Here is a 17,459-nt window from a genome sequence, read left to right as displayed (position 1 = left end):
TTTTACCATGACATTTGTATCAAATTAAATTTTTAGTCATGAAAAAAACAATCGCACTACTCGCTTTTCTTGTCTCAATTTCAACATATACTCAGGAACAATTAAGAAAGATTGATTCTATTGTTAATTCAAAACTATCAGACAACGATCCTAGTTTATTTGTTGGTGTTGTAAAAGATGGAAAGATTATTTATGAAAATTATAAAGGCTTAGCAAGTCTACAGCATAAAGTAAAAGCAGATGCCAATTCTCGTTCAAACATTGCTTCAACGGCAAAACAGTTTACAGCATTAATGGTGCTAGACCTTACACTAAAAGAAAAGCTAAGCTTAGAAGACGATATTAGAAAATATTTACCAAAATTATATCCTAATGTAAGAGAAAAAATTAAGATTAGACATCTACTAAACCATACAAGCGGTGTACGCGACTTTTACGATTTAATGAGCATACAACAAGAACCATGGTGGAGAAGAGAAGGCCTAGATAATAATGATGCGATAGAGTTACTAGAAAAACAAGAAGATTTGGCTTTTAAACCAGGGTCAAGATACATGTATAGTAATTCTGGCTATACTTTACTAACCAAAATTATAGAGGTTGCATCTGGTGAAGACTTTCATGATTACTCGGAAAAATTCTTTAAAAATCTTGGTATGGATAACACCACTTTTCTCAAAAACTATATGGCCGTTATTCCAAATCAAGCTTTACCATATTCTGATTGGGGAGATGGTGTTTGGCAACAATATCCTATGATAACAAATCTTTATGGAGATGGGTTTTTGTTTACTTCACTTAAAGATCAATTAACATTTGAGCAGGCTGTACAAAATGCAAAATTCAATAATAATAGACTGCTCATTGAAAGCCAGCAGCCAATACCTAATAGCGAGATTACAACTTATGGATTTGGGTTAGAATTAGGAGATAGATTAAACTTTAGGTCCGTACATCATTCTGGAGGAACAGGCTCTTACCATTCTCAAACTATTCGTTTTCCAGAAGAGAAATTATCCGTTTTTGTGATGAGTAACAATAGTAGGATTTGGAGTGGAGGTATTGCTGATGAAATTGCAAAGCTTTTTCTACCAAAAAAAGAAGCAGTTATTGCTTACGACCAGCGTTTGAAAGAAGTCTCTAATGATATTGCTACATCTGAAATTTTGGGGCAATACCTTTCACCTGGAAATTATTTGATTCGTATTGAAGAAAAAGACAAAAAAATAACATGGAGAAATGGTAATAATAACCCAATAGAACTTAAAAAAGAAGAACAAAACCTATACAGTATATCATATGACTCTAAAATTAAAATAGGATTTTATAAAAACAAATTAATCTTATTCTATCCATCTGGTAAACTAAGAATTTATAGTAAAATTCCTAAGCAGGATGTAACACTTGCGGATTTAGAGAGTTATGTTGGTCAATATTATAGTAGAGAATTAGATGTTGAATTTTCTATAAATTATAAAAGCGAGAAGTTATCTATTTCGTTACATGGCTGGGATGAAGCTCAGCACCTAGAAGTATTAAACAGAAATGAGCTTTTAGTTTTTGACTATATCTTAAAAATCGAGCGCGATCAATTTAACAGAGTTACAGGTATTCTTTTAACAACTAACCGAGTGTTAAACAATAAATTCATCAAAAAAACGAACTTAAAATTTCAACCCAAAATAGAAACAGATAATGGCTCTATTAATGTGACTACTATTGGGTCTAGAGATGGAAATTCATCTCAGATCTTACTAACAAAAAATTATCCTAATGGTAATGAAATATGGTCGCAACAATTTGGTGGCAAAAGCTACGATAAAGCAAGTTCTATATTAGCAACAGATGATGGATATCTTATCATCGGTTCTACAAGTTCTTATGGCAAAGGTAACTATGATATGTTTGTTATTAAAACAGATAAGAAAGGTAATAAGATTTGGCAAAACACCTATGGTGATTTCTATAACGAGTATGGGTATTCAGCTGAAAAAGTAGAGAACGGTTATATTATCAAAGGTACGATACAGAATTGTTCTTCTAATACTGATGTCTTCAATAGAACTTGTACAACTAATGTCTGGTTTGTTTCTATTGATGAAAATGGAAAGGAATTATCCAATAAAATTCTGGAAGAGATTAAGTAATAATAGTCAATGACAGAAACAAATCAAAAAAGAATTAACAAAACAAAGACAATTATTGTTTTTATTTTAACCATCGTAATTGGGTACGCTCTTTTCATAATTCCTGACATATTCTTTGGCGTTACCAAAATTAATGCCGGAAAGATTGGAATAAATTTACTATTTATTGCTTTGTTTCAGTTTTTCTCGATTGCTGCTTTATTATATGTATCACTTAAGGTTTTAAAAAGAGATTTTAGGTATATCGGACTTCAATTTGCAAATATCAAAAAGGATGTTTTAATAGGTGCTATTTTTGGCTTTTTGTGGACAATTCTTCAATTTGCCTTAATAATTCCCAACACTGGTGGGATTAACCGAACCGACATCAAAGGGATGTTGGAAATGTATGATGGTAGTTTAATAGGAACGCTCTCATTCATTGGGTTAGGCGTAATAGGAGGAGGAATTATAGAGGAACTCTTTAACAGAGGGTATTTCATTAATGTTCTTAAAGATGTCTTTAAAAATCCGAAAATAGGATTATGGTTTTCTGCAATTTTATCTATTGTAATTTTTGCATTTGGTCATATACCTAGTACTATACTAGATTGGTTTGATATTTTAATTCCGACTATTATGTACACTTTATTATTTATAACAAGCAAACGATTGACAGCTTCTATGGTGGCTCACGGAATTTACAATATGACAGCTATAGTACTGGTTTATTATATGTATTTTAATTAATAACTGAGTAAATATTGTATAAGCGCATTATAAGCTTAGCGGCTAAAAGTGAATATCTAGAAATCAACGAACATCACGGCAAATTGAAACTATATAGTTCGAAAATACTCTCTTAGCTGATACTTGCTTTTGGTAGTAATTTTCACTGTAACAAACTTCTGAGAATGATATCTTTAAAATAAACTGCAAAAAATGAAATTAAACCTTGGAATTAAACAATTTAGAATAGCGATTTTTATAATTATCGCTACAGCAACCTTTGAACTGGGTCATGCTCAAAAAAAATCAGAGGAAAAAATAATTGACCAATGGTTTCTATCTACTGGTGACTGGGAAAATGACCCACAGATTTATGTAAGAGAAGTTGGGACTGGAACTGAACCAGTAATTATGCTTCATGGAGGCTGGGGTGCAGAACATAGTGGATTAGTAGAAGCAATAAGCGGACTTAAAGATGAATTTAGGTTTATTTTTTATGAACAAAGAGGTTCATTGAGGTCTCCGTTTCCAGATTCCTTAATTTCATTTGAAGAACACATTAAAGATTTAGAGTTACTAAGAGTTGAACTGAATCTGGATAAGATGACAATTATAGGGCATTCAATGGGAGCTGTTTTGGCTTCTGCTTATGCCTCGAAATATCCTGAACATGTTAAAAAACTTGTTTTAATGAGCCCTGCTCAACTGAAAGAACCATTTCCAGAGGAGGACAAAGAAATTCAACATCAACAGTTCTTAGCGAATAAAAAATTTCAAAACAGAATTGAAATAATTCAAGAGCTCGAAAAATATAACCTAAACAGAGCTGATTCTTTATTAAACTCCAGAGAAAGAACAATAAAATCGAGAATCAACTTCGGTAAATTAATGCTATACGATATAACAAAATGGACTCAATTAGATAACGGAAAAGCTTTATATAAAGGTAAAGTTTACGATTTAACTGCTAAAACTTATCCAGAAAAAGGATGGAATTACTTTTTGGAATTCAACAAACACACATATCCCATAAGTATTATCATTGGCGACCATGACTGGCTGGATTTTGGAAATGGATTATATAAAAAATGGACTAAAGAAGTGCCAAGAATAAAAATGACCAGTATAAAAAATGCTGGACATATGCCATGGATAGAGCAACCCAAAGAAGTGACCAAAGCATTAAGAATTAGTTTGAATTTAAAAAGATAGATCGATGACCATAATATTCAATTGTTGGAATTGTAATTAGCATCAATATAAGCAATAGCTTCTTGCTGAGTTAAAACTGCAAACTTTTTGTAACGCTCATGAACATCTACAATTTCATCCAAAGCCTTTTGTACTAGAGTCTTATTTTTCCAAGTGTTCAAATGTGCAACTACTGTTTTTAGACAACCTTTCTTATATGTGATTTGCCCTAAGACATGGATTAAAGTATCTGACACGCGCTTGGTTTTATCAAACTCTAATTCTTTTAACAATGGTAAAATATCTTGTGGATGCGTTCGTCCTCTAAGTTCTATACCATGGCAAATCTCTCTTCTAATTTCTTTATCAGGATGTTTAAGATAAGGTTTTGCCCAAGCTAAAACAGGAACAGGGTTGCGTTCGCCCATTTTCTTTATTGAACCAATAACGGCATTACGAACACGATGATGATCATCAAACAACCCAATATCCATAAAATCTCGAATTTTATCAAAATGGAATTTCCCAATTTCTCCAGCAGCATTAATTACGGTTTGGCGTATTAATTCATCATCAGATTTAAGGAGCAATTTTAATGTTGAGAAAATTGTGTTTTGTAACTGTGGCGTTGCATAAAAGATTTTACCTATAGCTAAATAAGCTGTTTTACGAATGTAGGTATCGTCATCCGAAAAGTAGTATATAATACGTTCTTCTTTAGCCTCTATTAGATCTTTAGCTACCTCTTGGTTAATTTTTTTAACCAGTAGATTACGTTCTTCTTTATTAAGATCGTAAAACCCCATTATTACTCTTTTTTAAAACTAATCATAGTCTTATCTCCCTCTACCTGTAAATCAACAGTCATACCTAAAGTCATGGCTAAATTTTTCTTTTCATGCCCAGCTGGCATACCGAATGCAATTGGAAAATCATAATCCGCTAAAGCATCACGTATTAATTGCTCAACCGAAGTTCCCCAAAGTGTTGTGTTTTTTCGCAATCTAGACATATCACCAACGATGAGTCCATTTAAATTATCAAAATAGCCTGCACGCTTCATACTTTGTAGCATCCGGTCAATATGGTATTTGTACTCACCTATTTCCTCTATAAATAAAATTTTCCCTGAAGTATCTATAGTCTCTTTAGAGCCTAACATTGTATGTAACATGGTAAGATTACCCCCAACTAATTCTCCAGAAGCCTTACCTTCTCTATTATAGGTTATAGGCTCTAAATCATAGTTTGTTGGGTTACCAAACAATGCCATCTTAAATGTCTCAATAGTATATGCGATCTCACTCAAATCTTTTGTAAGACTCACACACATTAATGCATGTATAGACATAAATCCTTTATTATGCAATTGATTGTGAAACGCTGTGATATCGCTATAGCCAACAACCCACTTTGGGTTTTGTTTAAATTTAGTATAATCTAACTTATCTAAGATACGAACGGTTCCATAACCTCCTCTGGCACACCATATGGCACTAATTGTTGGATCATCCATGGCTTTTTGTAAATCCTCACAGCGTTCATCATCTGTACCAGCAAAATGATTGGCTTTACTAAATACATGCTTGCCTACAACAGCATGTAAACCCCAACTCTTTAACAAGTCTATGGCTTGTTGTACTTCACGTTCTCGGTTTTTTAAAATTCCAGAAGGCGCAACAATCGCAACTGTATCCCCTGCTTTTAGATAAGGTGGTCTTATTAATTCTGATGTCATCTTAGTAGAATTATCTGTTTTACTTTGAGCACATATTGCTTCATTAAAAACCAAAATAATGGCAAAAAAAGATACTATAATAGCTGGTCTCAAAATCATAAAAACTGCTTTTTGTAAATGTACATTTTTTTTCTTACTCGCCTTTATATTGCGTACTTTTGTAGCTTTCAAAATATTGAAATTATGTCAAAAAGATATACCATTACAGCAGCATTACCCTATACCAATGGACCAATACATATTGGTCACCTGGCTGGCGTGTATGTTCCTGCTGATATATATTCAAGATATTTAAGGTTAACTGGTAATGATGTTGCTTTTATATGTGGCAGTGATGAACATGGAGTGCCAATTACTATTAAGGCAAAAAAAGAAGGAGTAACTCCTCAGGATATTGTAGACAAATACCATAAGATCATTAAAGATTCATTTGAAGATTTTGGTATTTCCTTTGATAATTACTCAAGAACCTCAGCAAAAATTCATCACAATACAGCTTCTGAGTTTTTTAAGATACTATATGATAAAAACGAATTTGTAGAAGAAGTAACTGAACAGTTATATGATGCCAAAGCCAATCAGTTTTTAGCCGATCGTTTTGTTGTAGGTACTTGCCCAAATTGTGGTTATGAAGAAAGTTATGGTGACCAATGCGAAAACTGTGGTACTAGCCATAATGCTACGGATTTAATTAACCCAAAATCTGCCATAACAGGTAATAAACCTTCATTAAAAGAAACTAAACATTGGTTTTTACCTTTAAACAAATACGAAACTTTTTTGACGGATTGGATACTAAAAGGGCACAAAAAAGATTGGAAACCTAATGTATATGGACAAGTAAAATCATGGGTTGATGATGGTTTAAGACCTAGAGCGGTAACACGTGATTTAGATTGGGGTATACCTGTACCTATAGAAGGAGGGGAAGGTAAAGTCTTATACGTTTGGTTTGATGCACCAATTGGTTATATCTCAGCAACCAAGGAATGGGCTGAACGCGAAGGCAAAAACTGGGAAGATTATTGGAAAGATGACAATACAACATTGGTTCACTTCATTGGTAAAGATAATATTGTATTTCATTGTATTATTTTCCCTTGTATGTTAAAGGCTGAAGGCTCTTATATACTACCTGAAAATGTACCCGCAAATGAGTTTTTAAATCTTGAAGGTAATAAACTATCAACCTCAAAAAACTGGGCAGTTTGGTTACCCGATTATTTAGAAGATTTTCCAAATCAGCAAGATGTATTGCGCTATGCTTTAACAGCCAATGCGCCAGAAACTAAGGATAACGATTTTACATGGAAAGACTTTCAAGCGAGAAATAATAATGAATTAGTTGCCATTTTCGGAAACTTTATAAATCGTGTTATAGTGTTAACTAACAAGTATTATGATGGTGTAATCCCGCAACCTTCTGCATACAATAAAGTTGACGAAGACACTTTAGCTGCACTTAAAGCTTATCCCGCTGTGATTGCAAGTTCTATTGAACGCTATCGCTTTAGAGAAGGAAGCCAGGAATTGATGAATTTAGCACGTCTCGGAAATAAATATTTAGCAGATGAAGAACCTTGGAAAACTATAAAAACTGATGAGGATCGCACTAAAACTGTGATGTTTATTGCATTACAAATAGCATCTGCCTTAGCAGTTTTATCCGAACCTTTTTTACCGTTTACTTCAAAAAAGTTAAAGGGTATTTTAAATTCTAATGAAAACTCATGGGGCGATATTTCCGAGAAAGATACCCTATTGGCTTCTGGTCATTCTATCCAAAAAGGGAAATCTGAGTTGTTATTCTCTAAAATCGAAGACTCAGAAATACAAAAACAGCTAGATAGACTTGAAGCGAGTAAAAAAGCCAATGAGGCTGCAAAAAAAACTGTAGAACCTCAAAAAGACGAAATCTCTTTTGATGACTTCATAAAGTTAGATCTTAGAGTTGGTACAATTCTCGAAGCGGAAAAAATGCCAAAAACCAAGAAACTTTTGGTATTAAAAGTAGATACAGGTATTGATACACGAACTATTGTTTCTGGTATAGCAGAAAGTTTTACACCAGAAGAAGTGATTGGTAAACGTGTTACCGTTTTAGTGAATCTGTCACCTAGAGCATTACGAGGAGTGGAAAGCCAAGGTATGATTTTAATGACCGAAGACGAAAGCGGTAATTTGGTGTTTGTTAATCCAGATATTGATAATGTCTCTAATGGGTTAAAGATTAGTTAATTGCATATAGTTGATGAGGTTTTTATCCTATCTTTATGGATAAGAACCTTACCGATTATGAAAAACTTAATTACCCTATTTGTCTTCATTCTCATTAACTCGTTTGTAAATGCTCAAACCGATACAAAATTTGATAATGTAGCTAACGCTTTCGAAGACTATTCTACTCCATATAGAGAAGTCGTTTTCACTCATCTTAACAAATCTATTTACATTAAAGGCGAAATGCTTGGATATAGTAGCTATATTCTCGAAAAAGATGCGCATGTTTTATCAAAATCGTCCAAAAATTTATATTGCGTCATTACGGATAGCAATGATAATGTTATTAAAAGCAAGTTGATTAAGGTTACTAATGGATTTGCAAATAATGTATTCGATATTGATAGCTCCTTCTCATCTGGATATTATACATTTAAAACCTACACTAACTGGATGCGGAATTTTAATGAAAAAAATGCTGATATTCAGAATTTTAGAGTCATAGACCCTGAGATAGAGACGCATAATCAAATGCAAAGAATTACAAATGAACTAGATGTTCAGTTTCTACCCGAAGGTGGTCATTTTATAGATAAGGTTAAGACCAATGTTGGTGTTATTGTTAAAAATAAATTAGGGTTTGGAGTGCCTGATTTAGACGGTATTATATACGATAAAAATGATAACGTAATTACGAGTTTTAAAACTAATGCTATGGGAATAGGCAGGTTTGGTCTTATGACAGATATAAGTAAAGCTCATAAGGCAAAGATTAATTACTTAAATGAGAACTTTACCTATAACTTAGGAGATGTAAAACCTCAAGGAATTTCCATAACCGTAAATAACTTTAGAAATAAAGAGGTGTTTTTAATGCTCTCTACCAATGACAGAACATTGAATTTAATTAAAGATAAAACCTACAAACTAGCCATTCATAACGGTAAATCCCTAAAAGTAATGGATGTAAGTTTTAATGATAATGATTTATTAATACAATTTGATCCAAAAAACTTATTTGAAGGAGTAAATATTTTCACTTTATTTGATGATCAAAATCAACCCATTTTAGAACGTCTTGTATTTAATTATAATGGCTTAGACTTAGCAAAATTGGATACGCCTAGTATTGGCAAAGTCAAAGATTCTGTTCAAATTAGTATGAAGATTGATGCGCTAGTAAATAATTTAGAAGATGTAAACATTAGTATTTCTGCACTTCCAAAAGGCACAAAATCTTATAGCGGTCACCATAGTATTATTTCTCAGACGTATTTACAGCCTTATGTCAATGGATTTATTGAAAATGCCTCTTATTATTTTAATAATGTAAACCAGAAAAAAGCCTTTGAATTAGATAATTTACTAATTACTCAAGGCTGGAGTAGTTATGATTGGAACATTATTGTTAACAGTGATGTTTACACTAATCATGTTTTTGAGGATGGCATAGTCGTGCAGGTAAATAATAATAACCCAAAAGATTCTGAATTTTTAATACATCCTATAGGTGAAGAAGGTGGTTATATTGTGAACCTTAGTGATGACAATAAAAGTTTTATAAAACAAGGGTTCTTTCCTACTGAGACTGAAGATTTAAATATTTCTGCCGTAAATAAAAGTAGTGGTATAAGCACACCTAGTGTTTATGTGCAGTATGCTCCGTCTAGAGTACCAAACTTTAATGAGACTTATGACGTTTTAAATCCTAAAGCGCCAGTAATAACAGAGTTTGCATATGGTAATAATGCATTAACACTAGAGAAACCTAAACTGAGTAAAAATAGTATGCTAGATGAAGTCGTCGTTAAAGCCAATACGCAACGACAAAACAAAATTGAAAGCTTGGTGAATAGTCCTTTTTATAGTTACACTGATGTTTTTGAAGAAAACACTCCTTTCTTATATACTACAATTTCTAATTACTTATTGTCTAGAGGAATAAGAGTTAACCAACAAACTACATCTTCTTTTCTCGGTACTCCTGCAAATGTGATTTATTATGTTGATGATGTCCGTTTGATGGAAGAAGATCAAATCTTAAATTTTGATATGTTTTCCATAGATTACATTGCAATTAATCGTTGGGGAATGGGGAATGGCCTCCTAGATGGTATTTCTCCAGTGGTTAAAATTTACACCAAAAGAGGAGGAAGAGCTGCAAATGGTCCAAAGCGTTACCAAACGTATAAATTCCCATTGCACTTTTCTAAATCCAAAAAATTCTACACCCCAAAATATAATGATTATAGTAGTGATTTCTACACTAATTTTGGTGTAGTTGACTGGCTACCAAATTGCAAAATTGATGAGAATGGGTATTTAACTTTTAAACTAAGTGATTTAGCCAATGATGTCACCCTTTATATAGAAGGTATTGCTGGTGATGGGCGCTTTTTGTCTACCAGTAAAACCATAAGTCTTGAAGACTTTAATTAAATGCTAAAGGTAGCGTTTCACCAAATTTACAAACACCCACTACCAAAAGGACATCGTTTTCCTATGGTAAAGTATGAGCTCTTACCTGAACAATTACTGCACGAAGGCACATGCATTGATGATAATTTTTTTGAGCCGATAAAGCCTAATGACAAGCACATTTTAACCGTTCATGACCCAGAATATTATTATGACTTGGTAAATATCACCTTAGATCAACGTGCTGCTCGAAAAATAGGTTTTCCGCTCAGTGAAGTTTTGGTAGAACGCGAAGTTATTATTGCAGATGGCACCATTAAAGCCAGTGAATTTGCATTAAAAAATGGTATTGCCATGAATATCGCTGGTGGCACGCATCACGCCTATACTAATCGTGGTGAAGCATTTTGCTTACTTAATGACCAAGCTATTGGAGCACGTTATCTGCAACATAAAAGTTTGGTTAATAAGGTCCTTATTGTAGATTTAGATGTACATCAAGGGAATGGAACAGCTGAAATTTTTCAAAATGACAGTTCCGTTTTTACATTTTCCATGCATGGAAAAAGTAATTACCCCTTTAAAAAAGAACAAAGTGATTTAGACATTGCTCTGGAGAATAGCACAGATGATATTACCTATCTAAACATTCTTAAAGAAACACTCCCAAAACTAATTAATACGCATCAACCCGATTTTATTTATTATTTAAGCGGAGTCGATGTGATAGCATCAGACAAATTAGGGAAACTAAGTATGACAACAGAAGGCTGTAAAGAACGTGACCGCTTTGTACTAGAGCAGTGTAAAACAAATAACATTCCCGTAATGTGTAGTATGGGTGGTGGTTATTCTCCAGACATAAAGACTATTGTAAATGCTCATGCCAATACATTTCGTTTAGCACAAGAAATTTTCTTTTAAACTCAAAAGCTAACCCTAAACACTAAATTAGGAGTTATGCCTAATGAACGCTGTTTTATTTCAACAACATCATTATTATTGATACGATAAAAACTATTGATAATATTCTTTCTGTCTAAAAGATTCCATATAGATAATCCTAGATTAGATTTGGTTTTTGAGCCTAGCTTAAAGTCGTACAAAGCTGAAACATCAACTCTTAGATAATCTTGAAGATTTGATGAATTGGTGCTATCATAGTTAATCTCGTTACTAATGATTTCATTTCCAGTAACGGGTTGAGATATAGGTCGTCCTGAATTCCAATTTAAACCTGCTGATATTTTTAACCGATTAGAAGTATAATTTGTCCCCAAGGTTATGGCATGTTTTATGTCGAAATTGCTTGGAAACCTATTCTCTGGTAATTCATTAAACTCATACTCACTATTTAGATAAGAGTAACTTAACCATGAATTGAAATTGCTTAACCGCTTCCTTACTATAAAATCTAAACCTATAGCTTCGTTAAAACCACGCGTTCTTATAAATTCATATTGATTCTGAAACCCTTGGCTTTGGGTGGCTATACCTTTTACTTTTTTATAATATCCTTCTGCACTGATTAACCATCCATTTTTACTAAAGGATAATCCAACCGAAGCTTGTCGACTCCTAATTACAGGAATATCATTATCATTAGACAATTGCCATCTTCGCTTTTCAATACCTAAAAAATCGTTTTGAAAGTTAATGACTTGAGACGTGTTTTGATGCTTAAATTCACCTAAAACTTCTAGTGAAAAATAATCTAAAAACTTATGTGAAAAACTTAATCTAGGCTCTAACAAATGCTTACTGAATTTATCTATGTAATTATATCTAAATCCTGTTGACAGGTTTGTTTTTCTATCTTTAGACTTATAGGATATTTGCGAAAAAACACCATGTGTTCTCACCACTTCCGAGATTAATAATTTAAATCGCGGAATATCTACATCATCTAAATTGGTGATCTCAGTTTCAACAAAATGATAACCGCTAAGTAATTGCAGCCTGTCATTAATTTTGTTATTAACCTTTAGTTTTAGACTTGTTTCAGACACTTTATTTTCTTGCAAAAATCGTTGTGAATCTAATATATTAGCGTTTATAGATTTTAATTTGTAATCGGTTTCATAAGCTTCAAACGTCGTTTGCCATCTATCATTCCAAACCCGGGAGTATGCTATGGCTCCAGCAATACTATTTTGTGTTAAACCACTCTCTCTTGAGTCTTCAACAGTATTAACCGATGTACTTTCATTAAAAACCAATTCGTTAGCTACATTTATAAAGTTGACTCTTAGTTCTTCATTATCATTTATTCTGTATATCCAACGTAATGAAGTGTCGTAAAAATCAAATGCTTTATCAGAGTTGATAATACTCATAGCATTACTTTCTACTTCAGTATCTTGCGAAATACGTTCAAAAAAATTGTTATAGGTTGGCGTCTCTGTAAAATCGCTTATCGATTTCCTTGCCGCAACTTGTAGCGATGATTTTTCACTGATGGGTATATCTACAAAGCCATTAGCATCAATAAAATTCACTCCTACATTCCCTTTAAATTTTTTATTAATTCCTCTTTCCGTTTCCATTGAGATAGTTCCTGAAACTCCATCTGTAAACTCAGTTGAAGAGCCATTTTTAGTTAAAGAAACTCTTTGCGTAATTTGTGGATTAAACATGGATATTAGTCCAAAAAAATGACCCGATTGGTACATTTTAATATCATCCCATAGAATTAAATTTTGATCGTGAGAACCTCCTCTTATGTTGATATTAGACACTGTTTCGTTAATACTTTGAATTCCAGGAAATGCCTGTACTGCTTGTAGCACATCTGTATCAACTAAACCAGGCAGTATGTCAAAATCTGAAACATCTATCTCAAAAGAGCCATTACTTAATTTATTGATGCCATTTACTATATAGCCAGAAACCATAACTTCCGATAATTGCTGTAAATCAAATGAAGTGTTATTAATAATGACTAAAACCGTATTGTCATCAGTAAGTCTAAATAAAAAATTGGTTGTTGCTTCCAAATAATTTAGAGTTTCCTCCTTTGACAGTGCTTCTGAAGGTAATGTAATTAGCACATTAGAAACAGCATCCTCAGCATAGTTAAATTGAATATTAAAACGCTTTTCTAATACACTTAAAATTTCGGACAAGGGTAATTTATTTTCAGACTCTTGCGAATGCGCTTTGAATGAAAAAATAAAGCTAAAAAGAAGTACTATTATATACTGCTTAATCTGTATTGCCATGAATTAGTACTTGGTTGGATGAACTAATTTTGAAAGATAAATTCATAGGTTGAGTTATTGCAGAAAGGGCATTCTTTAGATTATTATGGGTAAAACCCCCCGTAAATAATCGTGTTGTATCTGTATCTTTAAACGAGACTTTAATATTAAACTGTCGTTCTAACTCGTCTATTACTTTTTTCAACGGAACAGCCTTAAAACGACTTCTATTATTAGTCCATGATGGTTTGGAAGCATTAACTCTATCTTCACTGAACGTATTATTTAGTATACGGTACATGTCGCCTGCTAATAATTGCTTTGTGATGGTATCTGAAACTACTTTTACAATACCTTCATAGCATATAACTTCAAAATAATTATCGCGTGCTTTTACATTAAATTCTGTACCTACTACCGTTACCACACCACTTTGGGTAATGACATCAAATGTTTTTCCTTTAGCAACTTTAAAATAAGCTTCGCCTTTTAAATTTATGCTTCTTTTAGAGTTCCATAAATCCGAATCATAATTAATTTCTGACTCAGCATTTAAGGTTACCTGAGATAAATCTGGTAAACTTATAGTAGTTTTTTCACTTGCTAGTGTACGCTTTACTATTATATCATTATTAAAAAATGTAGTATAAATCCCAAACGAAATAAGTAATATAGCAGCTATCCTTAACAAGGGTTTTATCCATTTATTAGATTTAATTTTTATGGGATTATGGTATTTGTTTTTAAAGTCATTGAAATCATCAATCTTAGAAAATTTAGAAGCTTTAAAATGCTTCGCATTCTCTATAATTTCTCGATTTAAGGCATAGTCATCTCGTTTACTAAACGCTTGTTTTTCTGCATCTGTAAGCTCTTCATTTAACCATTTTTTTAATAAATTGTCTTCAGTCATAAACTATCTCCTTAATTATATAACAACTTATGTTTTATTTCTCCTTATTATTTTATTTTAAAATTTTCCAGCTCTTTTTTTAAGATATTAAAGGCGCTATAAATTCGATACTCAACTACTTTTTGTGTCACATCTAACATATCTGCTATTTCACTGTGTTTTTTACCTTCTACTTTGCTCAATAAAAAAGCAACGCGTTGTTCTTCCTTTAGATTAGAAAGCACCTTATTATATTTTTCTAAATATTGTTCTTGTTCTAAAATAAATTCTGGCGTTTCATTGGTATAATGTTTAGATTTTGTTCTCTGGTGGTTTAAAACTACTTTTTGATGTTTAATTTCATTGAGCATCATATTGTTTGCAACCGTAAATAAGAACGATTTAGCTTTAGCAAAAGTAACCTGCTTACAATTATCCCATAACTTAATAAATGCTTCTTGAGCTTTATCTCTAGGGTTAAATTGTGCTCCATATTTATAGTACAAAAAATTATGTACATCATCAGAGTATTTATTATAAATACGCTCAAATGCTCCTTCTTCGCAGATATTTTCACTAAAATTTTTTGGCAAGGGTCTATAGTTTTGATAAAGGTATTGAAATATTTTTTTAAAAAGTTCAGTAGTTTTTAAAAGTGAGTTGTTATATATTAAATGGCAATAAAATATAGCCATCATGAAATTAAAAACGTCATTATTTTTTTTACTCATCATCACCTTGGTTTTCTCATCGTGTAGAAAAGAAGAGACAGAGTTTATTGAAACGCCAGAAGATGAAATTTTAGAAGCAAATTCTAATATTGCTGATCTAATTGAAAGAACAACTTCTAATGATGGTTCTCAAGACAATATAGTTGACAGGGCTAACTGTTTTGATATTGCTTTTCCATACTTGGTTAATGTAAACGGAGTACAAATCACTGTAAATTCTGAAGACGATTATGCAGTTATCGAATGTGTTTTTGATGCCTCAGATTCCGATACTGATATCCTAAATATCAATTTTCCTATTACCATTATTTTAGCTGATTTTTCTGAAGTTATTATATCAAGCATATCAGAATTTAATGATATTACCAACAATTGTAATGGAGAAAATGAAGCAGATAATGATATTGAATGTATTGATTTTCAATACCCAATTGAAGCCCCAATTTTTAACCCTAATAATGAGTTATTAGAAACCGTAACTCTTGAAAATGATCATCAGTTTTTTGATTTCATTCAAAATATTGACGAAAACAACATTGTTTCTATAGACTTTCCTATTACAGTATATCTTACAGATAATTCTGAAGTTTCTATTAGCAATTTTGTTCAACTCGAAACCGCTATTGAAAATGCTATAAACAGTTGTGATGAAGATGATGACTACGACTATAGTGATGATGATTGCGATGATTGCACAATTACTGATATAGAGGACCTGTTAATCAATTGTTCTGATTGGAATGTAAACCGATTAAAACGTAATGCAACAGATTTCGATAGTGCTTACGAAGGTTATAATTTCAATTTCTTCAATGATGGAACTATGTCTGTTTTTTGGAATACCACTACTGTGTTCGGAACCTGGACAGCTAGCGGGTCTGGTAATAATTTAGAAATTATAATAGATGTCCCAGCGCTACCATTATGTAATAATAACTGGATACTGCAAGAGATTAAAAATTGTAGTGATGATACCGAAATTAATCTAATTGTTGGTAACGATGATAGGTTACAATATAATAATGGTTGTAATTAATTTAAAAAAAGTATGAAACGGAATTGGATTGCTTTACTAATTATTTTAATAATTACTGCTATTGTTGGCTATAACTATGTCTATCAAGATCATAGAGATGTGGAAAGTGAAGTCGCTGAATTTTCAATCACATCTTCTGAAATTTCACTTTTATTTTCTAAAAATGCAACCTCAGCTGAGCAAAAGTTTTTAAATAAAACTATTGAAGTTTCTGGGTTAATCTCGGATATCAATATTAACGATATCACTATTGACGATAAAGTATTCTGTCAATTTTCTAACAACATAGAAACCACATTAAATAAAAATGACAAAACCAAAATAAAAGGACGTGTTATTGGCTATGATGACTTGCTAGAACAAGTAAAACTAGATCAATGCATCATCATTAATAATAATTAATCTGTTAAAAAAGAAAACTTATGAAAAAGAATTACTTTTTAAAAGCAATATTACTATTTACAGTAGCTGTATTTAGTTATAGTAGCTTGATGGCTCAGGTAAGAATTGCAAAATTAGATCCAGCATCTAATTCTGTTACACTAAAAAACTTTGGGAGCTCCAATGTTCCGATTTCAGGATATTGGTTATGTAATTTTCCAGCTTATGCACAAGTAAGTACTATGACTTCTGTAACTAGTTTAAATCCTGGTGAGGAAGTAAATATTGCCAGCTCAATAAATTTTGCAGTTGCAGAAGGAGAATTTGGGCTTTATAATACTAATAGTTTTGGATCTGCTGCTGCTATGGAAGATTATATACAATGGGGAAACGCTAACCATCAAAGAGAATCAGTAGCCGTGGCCAAAGGTATTTGGACAGCAAACACCTTTATTAATGTAGCGCCACCTTTTGAATACACAGGAAATGGTTCGCAAAATGGCGTCTCTTTTTGGAGTACTTTGAGTGTTAACGAATTCAAAGAATTAAACCATTTAAATCTGTATCCTAATCCCTCAAGTTCTGTTCTTAATATTCAAACTCAAGGGAGCATTTCAAACGGAACATTAGAAGTATTCAATATACTTGGTAAACGAACCTTATCACAGTTTATAATTTTTAACGAGGTTGCCCAAATTGATGTATCAAACTGGAATAGTGGTGTATACCTGATCAAAATTTCTTCAGAAAATGGAGAAGAAACCAAACGATTTGTAAAACAATAAAAATAAACTCTA

General features: G+C 32.3%; 14 protein-coding genes. 9 read left to right on the top strand and 5 right to left on the bottom strand.

Going from position 1 to position 17,459, the window contains the following annotated elements:
• Positions 1 to 38 precede the first annotated feature (38 nt).
• The 3 genes from Q0912_RS04145 to Q0912_RS04135 all read left to right on the top strand — a co-directional run bounded on the left by Q0912_RS04145 (position 39) and on the right by Q0912_RS04135 (position 4,067).
• A complete protein-coding gene (locus Q0912_RS04145) occupies positions 39 to 2,147 on the top strand; it encodes a serine hydrolase domain-containing protein (RefSeq protein WP_299112354.1) in 2,109 nt (702 codons plus the stop codon).
• A 9-nt stretch (positions 2,148 to 2,156) separates the two neighbouring features.
• Positions 2,157 to 2,876 carry a CPBP family intramembrane glutamic endopeptidase gene (locus Q0912_RS04140; RefSeq protein WP_299112352.1) on the top strand — a complete coding sequence of 240 codons (720 nt, stop codon included), beginning with the start codon at positions 2,157 to 2,159 and terminating at the stop codon, positions 2,874 to 2,876.
• A 192-nt stretch (positions 2,877 to 3,068) separates the two neighbouring features.
• Positions 3,069 to 4,067, top strand: a complete 999-nt coding sequence (locus tag Q0912_RS04135) for an alpha/beta hydrolase (protein WP_299112350.1) — start codon at positions 3,069 to 3,071, stop codon at positions 4,065 to 4,067.
• 17 nt (positions 4,068 to 4,084) lie between these two features.
• Here the strand turns inward: Q0912_RS04135 and Q0912_RS04130 are convergent, their stop codons facing one another.
• Positions 4,085 to 4,852: a HEAT repeat domain-containing protein gene (locus tag Q0912_RS04130; protein WP_299112348.1), complete on the bottom strand. Its 768-nt coding sequence runs from the start codon at positions 4,850 to 4,852 to the stop codon at positions 4,085 to 4,087.
• Between the two features lie 2 nt (positions 4,853 to 4,854).
• Positions 4,855 to 5,883: an LD-carboxypeptidase gene (locus Q0912_RS04125; RefSeq protein ID WP_299112345.1), complete on the bottom strand. Its 1,029-nt coding sequence runs from the start codon at positions 5,881 to 5,883 to the stop codon at positions 4,855 to 4,857.
• Positions 5,884 to 5,967: 84 nt separating this feature from the next.
• Here Q0912_RS04125 and metG point away from each other — a divergent pair, with 84 nt between their 5' ends.
• From metG to Q0912_RS04110, 3 genes are read left to right on the top strand one after another with little or no spacing between them, the layout of a single operon-like run.
• Positions 5,968 to 8,022, top strand: coding sequence for a methionine--tRNA ligase (gene metG, locus Q0912_RS04120; RefSeq protein ID WP_299112343.1), 2,055 nt, complete (start codon positions 5,968 to 5,970; stop codon positions 8,020 to 8,022).
• 57 nt (positions 8,023 to 8,079) lie between these two features.
• Entirely contained in the window at positions 8,080 to 10,443 is a 2,364-nt protein-coding gene (locus Q0912_RS04115; protein ID WP_299112341.1) for a hypothetical protein, read from the top strand.
• Entirely contained in the window at positions 10,444 to 11,346 is a 903-nt protein-coding gene (locus Q0912_RS04110; protein ID WP_299112339.1) for a histone deacetylase, read from the top strand.
• A gap of 2 nt (positions 11,347 to 11,348) precedes the next feature.
• Here the strand turns inward: Q0912_RS04110 and Q0912_RS04105 are convergent, their stop codons facing one another.
• The 3 genes from Q0912_RS04105 to Q0912_RS04095 are packed head-to-tail and all read right to left on the bottom strand — an operon-like array spanning position 11,349 to position 15,245.
• Positions 11,349 to 13,643: a TonB-dependent receptor plug domain-containing protein gene (locus tag Q0912_RS04105; RefSeq protein ID WP_299112337.1), complete on the bottom strand. Its 2,295-nt coding sequence runs from the start codon at positions 13,641 to 13,643 to the stop codon at positions 11,349 to 11,351.
• Positions 13,627 to 14,535 (bottom strand): FecR family protein, encoded by a 909-nt coding sequence (locus tag Q0912_RS04100; protein WP_299112335.1) that lies wholly within the window; start codon positions 14,533 to 14,535, stop codon positions 13,627 to 13,629. Before Q0912_RS04100 ends, Q0912_RS04105 begins: the two co-directional genes overlap by 17 nt.
• A gap of 47 nt (positions 14,536 to 14,582) precedes the next feature.
• Complete coding sequence (locus Q0912_RS04095; protein WP_366125119.1) at positions 14,583 to 15,245, bottom strand: sigma-70 family RNA polymerase sigma factor; 663 nt, start codon at positions 15,243 to 15,245, stop codon at positions 14,583 to 14,585.
• On the opposite strand from Q0912_RS04095, the gene Q0912_RS04090 reads away from it, so the two are divergent.
• Genes Q0912_RS04090 through Q0912_RS04080 form a run of 3 tightly spaced genes read left to right on the top strand, consistent with a single transcriptional unit; the run spans position 15,211 to position 17,447 of the window.
• Positions 15,211 to 16,281: a hypothetical protein gene (locus Q0912_RS04090; RefSeq protein WP_299112333.1), complete on the top strand. Its 1,071-nt coding sequence runs from the start codon at positions 15,211 to 15,213 to the stop codon at positions 16,279 to 16,281. The two genes, Q0912_RS04095 and Q0912_RS04090, sit on opposite strands and share 35 nt — an antisense overlap.
• A gap of 12 nt (positions 16,282 to 16,293) precedes the next feature.
• Complete coding sequence (locus tag Q0912_RS04085; RefSeq protein WP_299112331.1) at positions 16,294 to 16,683, top strand: hypothetical protein; 390 nt, start codon at positions 16,294 to 16,296, stop codon at positions 16,681 to 16,683.
• A 20-nt stretch (positions 16,684 to 16,703) separates the two neighbouring features.
• Positions 16,704 to 17,447 (top strand): T9SS type A sorting domain-containing protein, encoded by a 744-nt coding sequence (locus Q0912_RS04080; RefSeq protein ID WP_299112329.1) that lies wholly within the window; start codon positions 16,704 to 16,706, stop codon positions 17,445 to 17,447.
• Positions 17,448 to 17,459: the final 12 nt, after the last annotated feature.

The sequence above is a fragment of the uncultured Winogradskyella sp. genome, assembly GCF_947498345.1.
Lineage (GTDB): Bacteria > Bacteroidota > Bacteroidia > Flavobacteriales > Flavobacteriaceae > Winogradskyella.
This window is presented reverse-complemented; position numbering and strand designations above follow the sequence as displayed.